The organism is Thomasclavelia saccharogumia DSM 17460 (assembly GCF_000686665.1).
GTDB classification, from domain to species: Bacteria; Bacillota_I; Bacilli_A; order Erysipelotrichales; family Coprobacillaceae; genus Thomasclavelia; species Thomasclavelia saccharogumia.
In genome coordinates, this window is record NZ_JMLH01000003.1 from 39,554 (window position 1) to 56,086 (window position 16,533).

Consider the following 16,533-nt stretch of genomic DNA (forward strand, 5'->3'; position numbering starts at 1 on the left):
ACTAAGAAATCAATAAAGCAAAATGATAAACTATAAATGCTACAACGTATGCTACACCGGTTTGATACAGTACTGTTAAAATTGCCTGAAGCCATGAACCTAGTTCTCTTTTTGTTGCAGCAAAGGCGGCAACACAGGGCATATATAAAACCGTAAAGGTTAAAAAGGCAAAGGCACTTGCTGGTGTAAGTAAGCCGTTTAAAGCATGATATAAAGCATCAGGAGTACTTGAATTAGTTAATACTGATAATGTTGAAACAACAGATTCTTTAGCTGTGATTCCCGTAATCAATGCGGTTGATAAACGCCAGTTAGAAAAACCTAATGGAGCAAAAATAAATGATAGTTTATTTCCAATAAAAGCTAAAATACTTTTTGAACTGTCACTGACCATTTCAAATTTAAAATTAAAACTTTGTAAAAACCAAATCAATAAAGAAGCAATAAAAATAATTGTAAAAGCTTTTTTTAGAAAATCCTTTGCCTTTTCCCACATATGCATAATTACATTTTTGGCAGTAGGAATTCGATAACTTGGCAGTTCCATTACAAAAGGAATTGGATCGCCTGGAAAAATCGTTGCTTTTAACAATAATGCGGAAAAAATAGCCACTAAAATGCCAATACAATAAATTGTAATCATTACAAATGGCGCTTTAGTACTAAAAAAAGCCGCAATGATCATGCCATAAATTGGCAATTTAGCACTACATGACATAAATGGTGTCACAACTATTGTCATTTTACGATCACGAATAGATGATAAAGTTCTTGTTGCCATGATTGCTGGAACTGAACAACCAAATCCAATTAGCATTGGAACAAATGATTTTCCTGATAATCCAATTTTTCTTAATAATTTATCCATAACAAAAGCAACTCGTGCCATATAACCACTATCTTCAAGCATAGATAAAAAGAAGAATAAAACAACGATCAATGGTAAAAATGATAAGACACTGCCGACTCCGGCAATTACGCCATCTTCTAATAAAGAAATCAACCAAGGAGCAACTTGATGATTTGTTAAGAATGTTATTAATGTATCCCCAACAAAATTAACGCCTAGCTCCATCAAAGATTGTAATGGTGCTCCAATTACATTGAATGTCAAAAAGAAAATTAATAACATTATAATAATAAAAATTGGTATTCCCAAATACTTATGTGTCAAGATTGCATCAATTTTTTCAGAACGTATTTGTCCTGTGGTTTCTTGTTGCTTAAAGACTGTTTTACTAGTAATATCTTCAATGATTTGATAGCGCATTTCTACTAATGCAGCATCTTTATCAAGACCTTCTTTTTCTTCCATATCTTTAATAATGTGTTCAATAATATGCAGCTGTTGTGAATCTAATTTTAATTGTTTGATTATTTCTTGATCACCTTCTATTACTTTGGTAACTGCGAAGCGTTTAGGAAGATTAGCTTTTATCGCATTTTCTTCAATTAAATGATTGATTGAATGAATTGCTTTATGAATCTCACCACTACATAAATCTAAATGGGAACAGTTATTTTCTTTCAATATCGATTCAACTGCTTCAATCAATTCTTCGATTCCCTCATTTTTACTAGCCGAAATAGGAACTACCCTTAATCCTAAAGCAGTTTGCAAGCCATCAACATCAATACAGTTACCACTACTAATAACTTCATCCATCATATTTAAAGCTAAAACCATCGGAATATTCAATTCCAGTAATTGCATTGTTAAATATAAATTTCTTTCAATACTAGTTGCATCAATAATGTTGATAATCATCGATGGCTTTTCTTTGATTAAAAAATCAGTAGAAACAATTTCTTCCATCGTATATGGTGTTAGTGAATAAATACCTGGAAGATCGACTAATTTAATCGTGGGGTGTTTTTTTATTGAGCCGGATTTTTGCTCAACTGTAACTCCAGGAAAATTACCCACATGCTGATTAGAACCTGTTAAAGCATTAAAGAGTGTTGTTTTTCCACAATTTTGATTTCCAATCAAAGCAATTGTTTTAGTTATCATTATCAATCACCTCAACTTCTATCATTGATGCATCATCTTTTCTAATCGTTAAAACATAACTGCGCAAATATAATTCAATTGGATCTTTCATAGGCGCAACCTTACGAACTTTAACTACTGTTTTAGGAGTTAAACCCATTTCTAGTAAACGTCGTCGTAATAGTCCTTCTCCATGAACAACAGTAATTTTACCACTCATTCCTGGTGTTAATTTATCTAATGTCATGATATCCCTCCTCGTATTTAAATTACCTGATACATATATATTACAACTAAACTATTATTTAACATCAAACATAATAAATATTAAAAAAGTCACAAGATATTCACAAATTGTGACTTTCTATTCATCTCTTACTTTAATATTTATAGTTTTAATAGATAAGATATATATTATGATAATTTTTGCATAATTAATTTATCGATTAAATTATACACTATATTATAAAATTTTTATAGTCTCCAAATTTTTAATTCTTTTATTTAATAATAACTGCTATTATTTACATCATCAATTAATAATGTTAGAATGAGTCAAAAAGTTGGAGGCTCGAAATGAAAAAATTATTAGTTGTAATTGATTATCAAAATGATTTTGTAAATGGTAGTTTAGGATTTGAAAAAGCTGCTGCACTAGAAGAATATTTGGTTGGTTTAATCAATAAATATCATCATAACAATGATGATGTTATTTTCACATATGATACACATCAAGAAAATTATTTAGAAACTCAAGAAGGTAAAAACTTACCAATAACTCATTGTATTGAAAATAGTAAAGGCTGGCAGCTGTATGGTAAAGTAAATGAACTTGCTGTAAATGATAAAAAAATTTTAAAAGAGACTTTTGGATCATTAGAGTTAGGTAATTATTTAAAAGACAAAGACTATGAAGAAATTACTCTAGTTGGTATTGTTTCTAATATCTGTGTTATTTCTAATGCCATAATTATTAAAGCAGCTCTACCAGAGACTACAATAATTATTGATCCAAAAGGAATTGCCAGTAATGATCCTGTCTTAGAGCAAAAAGCACTTGATATAATGAAAAACTTACATATAAAAATAAAGGATGGCATTTAAGGGTTCTTACTTGATAATGGACAATTAAAAACGAATAACTAAATAAATTTTGGGTTTTTATAAGACCCTCTTTTTTATATCTTAGATGAATTTGGTTCACTTCATAATAGTTCAATTAGCATAATTAAGATATCAACGAAATTAAAAATTGTTTCATTTTGCCAATATAAACATAAATTAATATACTCACTAAATTCTATTTATTATTTTTTAAACATTTCTATAAACTGACAGTTACCACTTTCCTTTCCTTATTCTCCCGCCAATCAAAATTATAGTAAATACGATAACAAAAAATATTCCAGAGATCCAAACGGGAGAAAGTACCCATATCCACGACCAGTCAATTAGTCCTATTGATTTCAAAACAATAAATATAAGAGTTAAGGTAGAGGTGATCCCCATACCACCAGTTTGAACTTTTTTATCCATTATCATCACTCCTTGTATAAACTAGAATTTTAAAAGCTGTTACATACTAACTATTTTTTTAATAGTATTTGCTGTTCGTATCGTCAATTTATTGCTAATGTTTGCATTTGCTGTTTTAGACCACCAGTTTGTTTTCTGATAATCTTTGCGATTAAAAGACCAAAATATCACTTCTTTGTAATTTTCTATCTTCTCTAATTCTTTCTTGGGTTCACCAATCTCATTATATACATCAGAAAATTTTACTGGTGGCATAATAAAAATCAGATTATCATAAATTTCTTTGTTGTCATCATCCCACCATTCAGGTGCGTTATGTAGAATATCAATAATAACATCTTTTGAAATAACAAAAACTGGAATATTTAAAGTAAACTGCGTTTTAATCATTTTTTCAATTTGATTTGTAATATTCTTTAGATCATCTTCATCACTAGAAAAAACTACATTGCCACTGTTTAAATAAGTCTTTACTTCTTGAAACTCAAGGTTTTCAAAACCTTTCTTTAATTCTGCCATAGAAATTTTATTTTTCCCGCTTATATTGATACCTCTTAATAAGGCAACATACTTTTTCACACTTTTAACCACCTTTAATAATTTGATTTTATCGAGTTAAGCAATAAACCATTATTGCTTGTTGAACCTCCAGCAAATATTTCTTAAATTCATATCCACCAAAAAATTCTGATTCAATCACTTCTTCAGAAACTTCTTCTCCACGATAAAATGGCGGACACGGATTTAGAATCACATTATCATTTGCCATTTTCATTACATCAGTCGTAACATGACAATCTTTGAAATCTTCAAAAGCACATGCAGGTAAAGAGTCAGTACATACAATATCTTTGCCTATCACTGCATCATGAATATTATTATAGATCGTTAAACCATCAATTTCATAACCGCTGCCACAACATTGTTCTAAACTAAACCCCATGACCTCAGAAGCCTCTTTCCATGCCAATCCTATATTCCCGCATTCTCCAACAAATAAGAATTTATCTTTTATAAAATTCTTTCGTATCTTAGACAAAGTATACATATCTGCTAAAACCTCACAGGGATGATTTACATCTGTCATAGCATTGATAACAGGTATTCTTAAACAATCAGACATTTGTTCCAATAAATGAATATCTTTATGCCGCACAATAACCAAATCGGCCCAGTTATTTAAGTATCCACACACATCTCTTATATCTTCTTTTTTGTCTAAAGTTTCCATTGGAAAAAGAATTGACTGTCCGCCTAATAAATAGATTCCTTTTTCAAATGTTACTCTTGTCCTGATACTAGAATCAGGACAAAATAATAGTACGCTTTTTCTTTTAAGTAAGCTTTGGTATTTTCCTTCTCTAATTTCATCTGTCAATGCAAATATATTATAAATATCGCCTGCATCATAATCTGTCAATCTAATTAAACTTTTCAAAATACTTACCTCCATAAAAATCTATCTTGTCAGCCCGATTTAATTTTAGGCTCTTTACAAACATCATACAAAACATTTTTGAAAAGCGGCATCATATCTTATTCATTAAGTTGATATTCTTGAATTAATTCATCTTGCATAGTATCAATTCTATAAACATGGTTAAACATACTAACATTTCTTTGATATTTAAAAATATTAAGTATTTAATATAAACTTTTCTATTTGTTTTATCAATATCAAATTCAATATCTGTCTATGATTCTATTATACTACGCAGTAAAGACAAATTCTAGCAACTGAAATTATAGTATTTGCTATCATTTTTAACATGATTCAAGAATATAAATCAAAATTATTCACTTCATTTTTTCCAATCTATAAACAATTGTTTGCTAGGAATATTTCCAATAATATCACTTTGATGACGTGAGCAGTTATACTCTGAATCAAAAAATTCTATAATCTTTAAATTACAACAGCTGACTTGATATTGAGTATAAAATCCTGTATCATATAATTTATATCATCAGTATCAACTGACGATTGAAAAGGGACAGTGTTAGAGGGTGAGAAGCTTTAACGGGCTGTTTCTTTTCTTTTTCCTTTCATAATATTGATTGATAGATATCATACACTATTCTGCAAATAAAAAACAGATTAAGATTGATGCAGTGCAGTTTGAAACGGCATCTTTCTTAATCTGTTTGTTTTTTTTTATTTGCAGTTTTTGTATTATTTTTTTGTAGAGAATTTGCGGTTTAACAGTGGGACAAATTATAGCCAATTTTACCATCGATTATTACTATTATGACATCAACTTAAAAAAGCAGAAATTAATTATGATGATTTTATCTAAATTAAATAGTTAGTCAATCAGCAATTGGTAGATAGCGAAAAACATTGTCTAGCGTGTGCGCTGGCAGTATCGTACATAACTATCTTTCTCAAAGATTGAAGAAATTCCCTCTCACTTTTTAGATAGAGCTACCCACCGTTCTATAAAGCATTCGTTGTTCTTGAACAACAAGAACAACAGAAAGTATCAATGCTAATGCGTCACTAACAGGTTGAGCAGCAAAAATACCATTAATACCCCAAAACCTAGGAAAAACATAGATAAGTGGTATCAAGAACAATATCTGTCTTAAAAATGTTATCACGATTGAGGGCATTGGTTTTGCAAGCGACTGAAAGAATGTTGTTACAAGCATTACAAACCCTAAAATAGGTGTAATACAAAAATTTGTTCTTAGTCCAATAATACCAAGTTCTAACATTTCTTCAGAAGCACCAAAAGCTAACAGAATCGTTTTTGGAAAAAACATGACAATGAGCCAAATAATACAAGTAACACCAACAGAAAAAGCAGAGGCCTGATACAAGGTAGACATAACTCTCTTGTAATTTCCGGCGCCAAAGTTATTGCCAACAATAGGCTGAATTCCCTGGCTGATACCACTTGCAGGCATAATTACAAAGGTCATAATACTTGCAACAACAGCATATACACTAATAGCTGTATCGCCACCATACTTACCTAATTGACTGTTATAAACAAGACTAATTAATCCCATAGCCATTTGTGCGAGCCAGAAAGCGAAACCACAAGAGATGATTTTTTTAGAAAGTTCAAAATCAAAAGAAAATGTTTCTCTTTTTATCTCTACTTTTGTGTATCCTTTCAAAATGATATATACACCAAACAACGTGGAAATGATTTGTCCTATTACAGTCGCCCAAGCTGCACCTATAACGTTCCAGTCTAAAACCGCCACAAATACAGCATCAAGAATAATATTTGTTACTGCGCCAATACCTGTAACGCACATACCTAAAACAGGTTTTCCAGAAACACGAACAAAATCACAAAAAACTTGTGTAAGACCTTGAAACAAACAGCCTAATGCAACAATCCGATAATATTCAGCTGCATATACATATGCTGTTTCTGTTACTCCAAATACTTTAAGAATAAGATCTTCAAAGATAAGTAAAAGTACAGATAAGAAAATTTCAAAAATAGCGACTAAAATCAACGCATTTCCAAAGGAACGATTCATATCTTTTTGTTTGCCTTTTCCAGCAAATAAGCTGAATAAAGACGAACCGCCTGCGCTGCAAGTAAGCCCAAAAGCCATCATCATATAAGAAAGCGGAAAGCAGATCGATAATCCAGCCAATGCAGAAGTACCATTAAAGTTTCCTATAAAAATACGGTCAACGATGTTATAAATTGCTGTAATCAGAAGCGAAATTGCTGCTGGAATAGAATACTTCAAAATCATAGGGAACAATTTCCCTGTCAAAAAATTATTTATTTCATTCATAATTATATACCTTTCATTTAAGTTAGTTTCCTAAGTATTAAACTAAAAATTTTGGATAACATATCTAAAATTTTTATTCAGACAGGTTATCCATCATTTTCTCAATTACTTTGAAAAAGACCTGTAAATCTGTCTCGGAAATGTCCTTTACAAGGGTTTCTTCCAATGCAGTCAAGTCATCTACAACCTGCTGCTTGTATAATAAAGCTTTATCTGTCAAAACAATCTTTTTCAATCGATTATCATAAGGAACCGGTTCACGAACAATCAACCCATTTTTTTCCATTTGCTTTAATAATTCAGTAGCAGTAGATGGGCGGATACTGTATTCTTCCTCGATATCCTTTTGAAATATATCATCTGTCTGTGCGAGTAAAAAGTGAAGTGTTCTTCCCTGTGAACCACTAAAATCTTTTCGAGAAGAAAGCATATCCAATTTTCTACGTAATTTGTTAGATAGCTTACTTACATATCTTGCTGCACTTTGTGTAAGAGAAATCATAGCGTCCTCCTTGCTTAGCTTCCTAAGTAATTCTACCTTGCTTTTTTTGTTTGTCAATATCTGATGAACTGCAAAAGCAGTTAAAAGAACATATAGGCAAGTAAACTATTTTATTATGAAGGTTATTCACATTTGACATAAATTTTTTTAATTTTAGACAAGTTGATTTTTTCTATCATTAAATAGTCTTTTCCTTTGTAGTAGCTAGAAAAAGATGACAAAAAGAATTATGCCTTATTCATCTTTCTTTGCACCATGTATGACAGCAGTCTATTTCAAGCAAGTACCACCAATAAAATAGTCATTTTATTAGACCACTTATGCATAAATTTTTTCTGTTTACAATTATCCTTTACCCTTATATTTATTCATAACAAGAATAATATTGCATAAAATCGTATATAACTATTAATAAAAATATTTTTTCCAATTACTTTTACATAAAATAAAGCAACAAGATATATCTTTATTTACAATAAAACACTTTTTTTCATAAAAATCATATCTTATCTGCATTTCTTAGATAAATTCTATCTTGTAACAAGACTCAAATAAGAGTATACTTATAGGTAAATCAAGGGGGTATTTTAACAATGGAAATTAAGATTGAAAGAGCTCAAACTCTAAAAGAAAAACCAGATCAAAATAATTTAGGTTTTGGTAATTATTTTACTGATCACATGTTTGTCATGGATTATACTGAAGGTAAAGGATGGCATGATGCAAGAATCGTTCCTTATGGACCTATTGCTATGGATCCTGCTACTATGGTATTACACTATGCGCAAGAAACATTTGAAGGATTAAAAGCATATCGTGATCCTCAAGGAAATATTACATTATTTAGACCAGAAATGAATGCTCGTAGAATGATTAATTCAAACAAACGTATTTGTATGGCAGAATTACCAGAAGAAATGTTTGTTGAAGCAGTTGAAGCAATCGTCAAATATGAGCAAGACTGGATTCCTACGGCTAAAGATACATCATTATATATTCGACCATTCATGTTTGCTAGTGAAGCTGGAGTTGGGGTTCATCCTGCTAAAACTTATAAATTTGTAATTATTTTATCACCTGTAGGAAATTATTATCCTGAAGGTGTCAATCCTGTAAAAATTTGGGTTGAAGATGAATATGTACGTGCTGTCAAAGGTGGAACTGGGTTTACTAAATGTGGTGGAAATTATGCTGCTAGTATCGCTGCCCAAGTAAAAGCTGAAGCACATGGTTATACTCAAGTTTTATGGCTTGATGGTGTTCATCGTAAATATGTTGAAGAAGTGGGAACTATGAATGTAATGTTTTTAATCGATAACACTATCGTTACAGCTCCTCTTGAAGGATCAGTATTGCCTGGAGTTACTCGTGATTCAATTATTCATATTCTTAAAGATTGGGGATATAAAGTTGAAGAACGTGAACTTAGTATTGATGAATTAATGGAAGCTGGACGTAATGGAAAATTAACTGAAGCATTTGGTACAGGTACAGCAGCTGTTATTTCACCAGTTGGTCAGCTTTATTATAAAGGCGAAGAAGTAGTTATCAATAATTTTAAAACTGGCGAATTAACACAAAAACTTTATGATACTTTAACAGGAATTCAATGGGGTCGTTTAGAAGATAAATATGGTTGGGTTCGTCATATTAAATAATTAAGATATTATATACAGATCAGTTAAACTGATCTGTTTTTTTATAAAGTTTATGAGCTTATACTGATTCATATAGTAAAACCACAGATTTTATCTGTGGTTTTATCAAAAATTTAGCTTTACTTACGCAACTAACATAGTTATTTACTTTCACTAATTTCATCAAGATAGCTTGATAAAATTAATATTACTGCTGCATTCTATAACCCAAAACACAAACAAGCTTTAAATACTTTTACATAAACAACTTATTTCTTAATGATAAAAGGAGGTATCATTTTATTTTCGTTTATCGATTGGGATATATTCATATGTTTCACCAACATATTTAGCAGCTGGACGAATAATACGACCAGAATATAATTTATTTTCAATATTATGTGCCAGCCATCCTACTGCTCGACCTACCACAAACATTAAAGTATATAATTCGGTAGGAATACATAACATATCATAAATTAAGCCACTATAAAAATCAACATTAGCACATACCGTAATTCCTTTACGTTTTTTTATTGCAGCGATTGCTAACTGTTCAAAACGATAGTAAAAATTAAATTCATTTTCACGTCCTTTTTCTAATGACAATTCTTTACACTGTTGTCTTAAAATAACACAGCGTGGGTCGCTAAGTGTATAAACAGCATGACCAATACCATAAATCAAACCACTATTATCATTAAAGTTTTTATCTAAGATTCTTTCAATAATCATTTCGATTTGTTTATCACTAGCTTCTAATCCTATTTCATCAATAACTAATTTCATTTGTTTCATAACTGCTAAATTAGCACCACCATGCTTAGGACCTTTTAATGAACCTATTGCTCCAGCAAAACTTGAATATATATCAGTTCCTGTAGAACTGATTACTACATTAGTAAATGTTGAGTTATTTCCACCCCCATGATCAGCATGTAAGACAAGACACATATCAAGAACTTCAGCTTCTTTAGGTGTAAAATGTTTATGATCTCTTAAAAGATACAAAATATTTTCGGCAATTGATAAATCAGGTCTAATTTGATGAATGTATAAACTTTCTTTATCAAAATAATGCACCTTGCTACGATATGCATAGCAAACAATAGAAGGAATTTTAGCAATCAAATTTAATCCTTTATACATTGTTGATGAAGCACTAATATTATCAGGATCATCATCATATGAATAAAGCATCAAAACTTCCTGCTGTAATTTATTCATTAGATTTTTAGAAGGGAATCCCAAAATTTTTGATTCCAGATAATGTGGCGGTAATTCATAGCGATCTGATAATTCTTTTTTAAAATTTTCTAATTCTTCGACCGTTGGTAAATAACCAAACAAGATCAAAAAACATGTTTCTTCAAATAAAAATCTTTGATGCGGCTCCCTTTTATTAATAATATCAGAAACATTGATACCCCGATAATAAAGCTCGCCCTCACAATCGACCTTTTTATTTTCAACCCTTTTATAACCAACGACATCAGCAATTTTAGTTAATCCAACTAATACTCCTGTACCATCTTCATTTCTTAACCCTTTTTTTACATCATATTTTGAATATAATTCATTATCGATTTTATTGTTACTTTCTCTTGCTTTTTCAATAAAACCGTCTATAAATCTACTCATATAAGCACCCCCTAAAATTAATTAATTTCTATTATAGCATCATTCAATAAAATTGTATACAATTTATAATAAAGATTGTATACAAAATATCTTAAATCTCTTAAACATTCTTAAGCAAAATTAATTGTTTAATCACCATAATTAAGTTAAAATGAGTTGTAAAGGTGGTTGATATTATGAAGATAAATAATCAAAATTATCCTGGTTTAACTAGTCTTCAAGTTAAACAAAGAATTGATGAAGGTAAAATTAATCATATAAACAACAAAATTACTAAATCATATAAAGAAATTTTTCTCAATAATACTATTACTTTTTTTAATATTTTAAATGCAGCTTTATTAGGTTTAGTTCTCTTTGTTGAATCTTATAAAAATACTCTCTTTATTTTAGTTATAATCACTAATACAATTGCAGGTATCTATCAAGAAGTTAAAGCAAAAAGAACATTAGATCGTCTATCAATCATAACAACAGCAAAAGTTGAAGTAATTCGCGATGATCATCTAAAAGAAATTTCGATTGATGAAATTGTTTTAGATGATTATCTAGTTTTAACTACTGGTATGCAGATTCCCACAGATAGTATTCTTGTAGATGGTCAAATGGAGACAAATGAAGCTCTTTTAACCGGGGAATCAGATCCTGTTTTAAAACAAAATGGCGATCAACTTTATTCTGGAAGTTTTATTACCTCAGGAAAAGGAATATGCAAAGTTATTCATGTTGGTGATGATAATTATATGAATAAAATCACTAATGAAGCGAAACGTTTGAAAAAGCATAATTCGCAATTGAATCAGTGTTTAAACACCATTTTGAAATATGTAAGTATCTTTATTTTGCCAATTGGCGGATTATTGTTTTTAAAACAACTTATATATAGTGAACAAGGCTTTAATGATGCCATTGTAAGTACTGTTGCCGCGGTTTTAGGAATGATTCCCGAAGGCCTTGTATTATTGACCAGTGCGGCATTGACACTTAGTGTTTTAAGGCTAGCTAAACAAAAGACTTTAGTTCAAGAATTGTTCTGCATTGAAACATTAGCACGGGTAGATGTCTTATGCCTTGATAAAACAGGGACAATTACCGAAGGAACAATGAAAGTTGAGTTTGATATTAAAACATGTAATCTTGATTTTCAAGAAATTATGGGAAATTTAATGCATACATTGACTGATGTTAATGTAACAGCTCAAGCCTTAAAAGAACATTATCCCTGCAAAACTAACTTTAAACCCTGTCATGTTATTCCTTTTAGTTCTGATCGTAAATATAGTGGAACTTCTTTTTATGACCATGGTACATATTATCTTGGAGCTTATCAATTTCTTTTTCCGCAAGGAGATGAGGATCTAGAAGAACTTTGCTTTGATTACACAAGTAAAGGCTATCGTATTTTAGTATTAGCTCATACAAATAAAATCATCAACAATGAAAATTTGCCGTCTGATTTAAAACCATGTGGAGTAATTGTTTTAAGCGATGTCATAAGAGATGATGCTAAAGAAACTTTGCGCTATTTTGAATCACAAGGCGTTGATTTGAAAATCATTTCTGGTGATGATCCAATAACTGTCTCTGCCATCGCTAAAAGAGCCGGTTTAAAAAGCAGGCATTATATAGATGCAACAAAATTGACAACAGCAAAAGATATTCAAAAAGCAGTTAAAAATTATTCTGTTTTCGGTCGGGTCACCCCACAACAAAAAAAAGAGATGGTCTTAGCTTTAAAGCAACTAGGTCATACTGTAGCTATGACTGGTGATGGTGTCAATGATGTCTTAGCTTTTAAAGAAGCTGATTGTTCGATAGCTATGGCTTCAGGAAGTGATGCCGCAAAAAATACAGCTAACTTAGTTTTATTAAATAATAATTTTAATGCTATGCCTTATATTGTTGATGAAGGGCGTCGCGTTATCAATAATATTACAATGTCGGCATCAATGTTTTTAATTAAAACAATCTTTTCAGTCTTAATTTCAATTTCAACGATTTTCTTTGGTCAAGCCTATCCTTTTGAACCAATTCAATTATCTTTGATCAGTGCCTGTTGTGTGGGAATTCCTACCTTCTTTTTAACATACGAAGCAAATTTTGCACATGTAAAAGGCAACTTTTTTAAAAATGTTTTAGAAAAATCATTTCCTTCAGCTTTTACGATTGCTTTAGGAACTACTTTGATAACTAATATCGGTCTTTATTTAGGCTATGATCCTAATATGCTGTCTACTGTTTGTATTTTATTTACTGGTTGTAATTATACGATTGCTTTATTACGAATTTATAGTCCTTTGACCCGTTATCGAAAAATTATTATCTATACAACCCAAATGGCTTATTATATTTCGATGATCATTGGCCAGTCTATATTAGATTTGACGGGGCTAGATTTTAATTGGCTGATGGTTTTATTAGCATTAATTGCCTTTTCTCCTTTATTAGTTGATTTCTCTGGCTATTTATTTAGATTATTAGAACAATTATTTAATAAATATAAAAAAAATAAAATTAAACTATAAATTCAAATAATGTATTATTGGAAAAGATACAAGAAAATTGCTAAAATATAATAAAGGAGAAGGAATGAATATGTATGAAAAAATTAAATCTTTAGCAAAAGAATATTTTCCTGAAACAGTTCAAACAAGACGTGATTTTCATAAATATGCAGAAAGAGGCTGGTTAGAAATGCGAACTGCCTCAATCGTAGCTAGAAAACTAAATAATTTGGGTTATCAAGTATTGGTAGGAAAAGAATTGATGTGTGAAACGACAAGAATGGGGCTGCCAAGTAAACGTGTATTAACACTCAATTATAAACGGGCTATCTTACAAGGAGCTGACCCCTACTATTTAGAAAAAGTGAAAGATGGCTTTACAGCAGTAGCGGGAATTATAAAAAATGGTGATGGTCCAGTTGTAGCTATCAGATTTGATATGGATGCCTTGAGTATTATGGAGGATGATTCTGCTGATCATAATCCTGGTAAATTTGGCTTTATTTCATGTAATCCTGGAGCTATGCATGCTTGTGGTCATGATGGACATACAGCTATGGGATTAACTGTCGCTAAAATTTTAAGTGACATCAAAGAACATCTTCATGGAACCCTAAAACTTATTTTCCAGCCGGCTGAAGAAGGTGTAAGAGGTGCCAAAAGTATTGCAACAAGCGGTTTTTTAGATGATGTTGATTACATTTTTGCAGGACATATTTGGCAACAGGCACCAGGAGAAGATTATGATATTTATTTAGGGATGGATGAAACTTTTGCCACAACGAAATTAGATGTAATCTATCACGGAGTTTCTTCTCATGCCGCTGGTATGCCTCAATTTGGAAAAAATGCCCTTCTTTCAGCTGCTTCATGTATCTTGAATCTTCACTCAATTCCGCGTAATAGCGACGGCTGTACAAGAATCAACGTAGGAACGATCAACGCCGGAACAGGGCGTAATGTTGTTCCCGAAACAGCAAAGTTAGAAATAGAAGTACGTGGAGCAACTACAGAATTAAACAATTATATGGAAGTATATGCTACTGATGTAATCCGCGGAGCTGCTTTGATGCATGATACTATTGTTGAAATCAATAAAATGGGGAAAGCTTATTCACTTGAATGTGATAAAAAAATGATGGATATAATTCGCCATGTCTGTGATGATCATTTAAAAAATATTAAAGTTGCTCCAAAATATTTAAGTCCTTTAGATGGTAGTGATGATTTTTCTTATATGATGGCTACTGTTCAAGCCCACGGAGGAATTGCTACCTATATGAAATTAACTACTGATCTAGCAGCTTCACCACATAATTGTGCCTATGATTTTGATGAAAATGTTCTTTTGACAGGAACTACAGTTTACAGTAGTGTAGCATATTATTTATTAAATAAAATTCATAAATAAAAACAGCAAAAGAGCTGCTTTTATTTTAAATTAGTCCACCATTTACTTTGATAAAGATCATGGCCATACGTAATGGTTTCGCCAATTTTAGGAACGATCCACTTGATATTTTCTTTATCCGCTTTGTTCGTAAATCTTTCTACTGGATCATCCCAAGGATGCTCGGCTAAACTAAAGGTTCCCCAATGAATCGGCATGATCATCTTAGCTTTTAAGATCATCCCAGCTTTTACCGATTCTTCAGGTGTCATATGTGTAGCTCGCCATTTTTCATTATACTGTCCCGCTTCTAAAACGGCTAAATCAAATTCACCGTATTTCTTGGATATTTCTTCAAAATGACTATCAAATCCAGTATCGCCACTTTCGAATATTTTATGATATTCATCAATAAATACCCAGGAAGACCATAATGTTTTATAACTGTCATTAATAAAATTTCTAAAAGAACTATGTCTAGCTGGCGTACAAGCTACTAATAATCCATTTATTCTTATTTCTTCCCACCAGGCTAAACTGATAATTTTTTCTTTCTTTATTTTCCATCTTTCTAAATGTTTTTCAATTCCTAAGGGAACAATATATCTTGTTACTTTTTTATCTATTTTTTTAATCGTTTTATAATCTAAGTGATCATAATGATCATGGGTTATAACTACAATATCGATCTTATCAAATTCATTGATTTTAATAGGTAAAGCACTAAATCGACGCATTGAGGGAAAAGGAAATGGTGAAGCATGATTGCTAAAAACTGGATCAATTAAAATATTCATCCCATGCATTTGAAAAAAGATAGAAGAGTGTCCTAGCCATGTGATAGTTAATATTTCATCATCAGGATTTTTTAGGATTTTTGGAGTTTTTGTGATAATTTTATCAATAGGAATATTATCTTTTATCGAAAGATAGTTATTTTTTTTAGCTTTAATATATATTCGTCGATACTTATTTTCATTATAAAATTTATGATGTTTAAAATTTTTAGCTCTTGAAGCATAATTTAAGCGATCTTTTTTTGATGGTCTTTTACCAAAAGGAACCCATAATTTTAAAAATAAGAAGATAATAGAAAATATTAATAGTATAAATTTCCATATTTTTTTATTCATTTTCTTTAACCTTTCTAACTAATATAGTTCATCCAAACGTCAGTATAAAATATATGTATCCATTTTTTCTAACAAACATTTTTTAACAATTTATTTGCTGTCTTAATCAACTAATCATAACTTATTTTAAAATTATTTAATTCTTTTTTATCTTCATCTATTAGAACTAATCCTTTTAGGACCTGATTTTGATTCACAAATAATAGAATATATTAAATTAACTTTTTCTAATCTCAATAATAAAAGATAATCGTACTTTCAAAAATCTTTTCAAACCCATAAGAATTTAACTTTAGCGATATTTCATACCCAAATAAATTATCTAATACTCTATAAATATTCGCGAAAATTACATAATACTATTTAACTCCATTGTAAAACAAGATAATTTATAAATCAATTATCTTTGCCTTTGAACCATCACATCTA

At 30.6% G+C, this 16,533-nt stretch carries 13 protein-coding genes; 4 read left to right on the forward strand and 9 right to left on the reverse strand.

The window, feature by feature from the left end; all coding sequences use genetic code 11:
• Window position 1 precedes the first annotated feature (1 nt).
• Together feoB and BR82_RS0101570 are read right to left on the reverse strand one after the other, a co-directional pair.
• Window positions 2–2,014, reverse strand: a complete 2,013-nt coding sequence (gene feoB, locus BR82_RS0101565) for a ferrous iron transport protein B (RefSeq protein WP_027088726.1) — start codon at window positions 2,012–2,014, stop codon at window positions 2–4.
• Window positions 2,004–2,240, reverse strand: a complete 237-nt coding sequence (locus BR82_RS0101570) for a FeoA family protein (RefSeq protein ID WP_027088727.1) — start codon at window positions 2,238–2,240, stop codon at window positions 2,004–2,006. Before BR82_RS0101570 ends, feoB begins: the two co-directional genes overlap by 11 nt.
• A 329-nt stretch (window positions 2,241–2,569) precedes the next feature.
• Here BR82_RS0101570 and BR82_RS0101575 point away from each other — a divergent pair, with 329 nt between their 5' ends.
• Window positions 2,570–3,097 carry a cysteine hydrolase family protein gene (locus tag BR82_RS0101575; protein ID WP_027088728.1) on the forward strand — a complete coding sequence of 176 codons (528 nt, stop codon included), beginning with the start codon at window positions 2,570–2,572 and terminating at the stop codon, window positions 3,095–3,097.
• Between the two features lie 234 nt (window positions 3,098–3,331).
• Here the strand turns inward: BR82_RS0101575 and BR82_RS0101580 are convergent, their stop codons facing one another.
• The 5 genes from BR82_RS0101580 to BR82_RS0101600 form a co-directional block, all read right to left on the reverse strand.
• Entirely contained in the window at window positions 3,332–3,529 is a 198-nt protein-coding gene (locus BR82_RS0101580; protein ID WP_027088729.1) for a hypothetical protein, read from the reverse strand.
• Window positions 3,530–3,568: 39 nt separating this feature from the next.
• Entirely contained in the window at window positions 3,569–4,108 is a 540-nt protein-coding gene (locus BR82_RS0101585) for a DUF1697 domain-containing protein (protein WP_027088730.1), read from the reverse strand.
• Between the two features lie 28 nt (window positions 4,109–4,136).
• Complete coding sequence (locus tag BR82_RS0101590; protein WP_027088731.1) at window positions 4,137–4,967, reverse strand: ornithine carbamoyltransferase; 831 nt, start codon at window positions 4,965–4,967, stop codon at window positions 4,137–4,139.
• Between the two features lie 977 nt (window positions 4,968–5,944).
• The gene (locus BR82_RS0101595) at window positions 5,945–7,297 is read right to left on the reverse strand and encodes an MATE family efflux transporter (protein ID WP_034863912.1); all 1,353 of its coding nucleotides are present in this window, start codon (window positions 7,295–7,297) and stop codon (window positions 5,945–5,947) included.
• A 73-nt stretch (window positions 7,298–7,370) separates the two neighbouring features.
• A complete protein-coding gene (locus BR82_RS0101600; RefSeq protein WP_027088733.1) occupies window positions 7,371–7,799 on the reverse strand; it encodes a MarR family winged helix-turn-helix transcriptional regulator in 429 nt (142 codons plus the stop codon).
• 593 nt (window positions 7,800–8,392) lie between these two features.
• Here BR82_RS0101600 and BR82_RS0101605 point away from each other — a divergent pair.
• A complete protein-coding gene (locus tag BR82_RS0101605; protein WP_027088734.1) occupies window positions 8,393–9,457 on the forward strand; it encodes a branched-chain amino acid aminotransferase in 1,065 nt (354 codons plus the stop codon).
• Between the two features lie 279 nt (window positions 9,458–9,736).
• Here BR82_RS0101605 and BR82_RS0101610 read toward each other — a convergent pair whose 3' ends face one another.
• Window positions 9,737–11,077 (reverse strand): citrate synthase, encoded by a 1,341-nt coding sequence (locus BR82_RS0101610; RefSeq protein ID WP_027088735.1) that lies wholly within the window; start codon window positions 11,075–11,077, stop codon window positions 9,737–9,739.
• A 176-nt stretch (window positions 11,078–11,253) separates the two neighbouring features.
• On the opposite strand from BR82_RS0101610, the gene BR82_RS0101615 reads away from it, so the two are divergent.
• Together BR82_RS0101615 and BR82_RS0101620 are read left to right on the forward strand one after the other, a co-directional pair.
• Window positions 11,254–13,602 (forward strand): HAD-IC family P-type ATPase, encoded by a 2,349-nt coding sequence (locus BR82_RS0101615; protein ID WP_027088736.1) that lies wholly within the window; start codon window positions 11,254–11,256, stop codon window positions 13,600–13,602.
• A 64-nt stretch (window positions 13,603–13,666) separates the two neighbouring features.
• On the forward strand, window positions 13,667–14,992 hold the full coding sequence (locus tag BR82_RS0101620) for an amidohydrolase (RefSeq protein ID WP_240474482.1): 1,326 nt from the start codon (window positions 13,667–13,669) through the stop codon (window positions 14,990–14,992).
• A gap of 20 nt (window positions 14,993–15,012) precedes the next feature.
• Here BR82_RS0101620 and BR82_RS0101625 read toward each other — a convergent pair whose 3' ends face one another.
• Window positions 15,013–16,104, reverse strand: a complete 1,092-nt coding sequence (locus BR82_RS0101625) for an MBL fold metallo-hydrolase (RefSeq protein WP_027088738.1) — start codon at window positions 16,102–16,104, stop codon at window positions 15,013–15,015.
• Window positions 16,105–16,533: the final 429 nt, after the last annotated feature.

Bases quoted from the DNA above. Each gene is read 5' to 3' on its own strand.
- feoB (WP_027088726.1), bottom strand. From the start codon at position 2,014: ATGATAACTAAAACAATTGCTTTGATTGGAAATCAAAATTGTGGAAAA.
- BR82_RS0101570 (WP_027088727.1), bottom strand. From the start codon at position 2,240: ATGACATTAGATAAATTAACACCAGGAATGAGTGGTAAAATTACTGTT.
- BR82_RS0101575 (WP_027088728.1), top strand. From the start codon at position 2,570: ATGAAAAAATTATTAGTTGTAATTGATTATCAAAATGATTTTGTAAAT.
- BR82_RS0101580 (WP_027088729.1), bottom strand. From the start codon at position 3,529: ATGGATAAAAAAGTTCAAACTGGTGGTATGGGGATCACCTCTACCTTA.
- BR82_RS0101595 (WP_034863912.1), bottom strand. From the start codon at position 7,297: ATGAATGAAATAAATAATTTTTTGACAGGGAAATTGTTCCCTATGATT.
- BR82_RS0101600 (WP_027088733.1), bottom strand. From the start codon at position 7,799: ATGATTTCTCTTACACAAAGTGCAGCAAGATATGTAAGTAAGCTATCT.
- BR82_RS0101605 (WP_027088734.1), top strand. From the start codon at position 8,393: ATGGAAATTAAGATTGAAAGAGCTCAAACTCTAAAAGAAAAACCAGAT.
- BR82_RS0101610 (WP_027088735.1), bottom strand. From the start codon at position 11,077: ATGAGTAGATTTATAGACGGTTTTATTGAAAAAGCAAGAGAAAGTAAC.
- BR82_RS0101615 (WP_027088736.1), top strand. From the start codon at position 11,254: ATGAAGATAAATAATCAAAATTATCCTGGTTTAACTAGTCTTCAAGTT.
- BR82_RS0101620 (WP_240474482.1), top strand. From the start codon at position 13,667: ATGAATATGTATGAAAAAATTAAATCTTTAGCAAAAGAATATTTTCCT.
- BR82_RS0101625 (WP_027088738.1), bottom strand. From the start codon at position 16,104: ATGAATAAAAAAATATGGAAATTTATACTATTAATATTTTCTATTATC.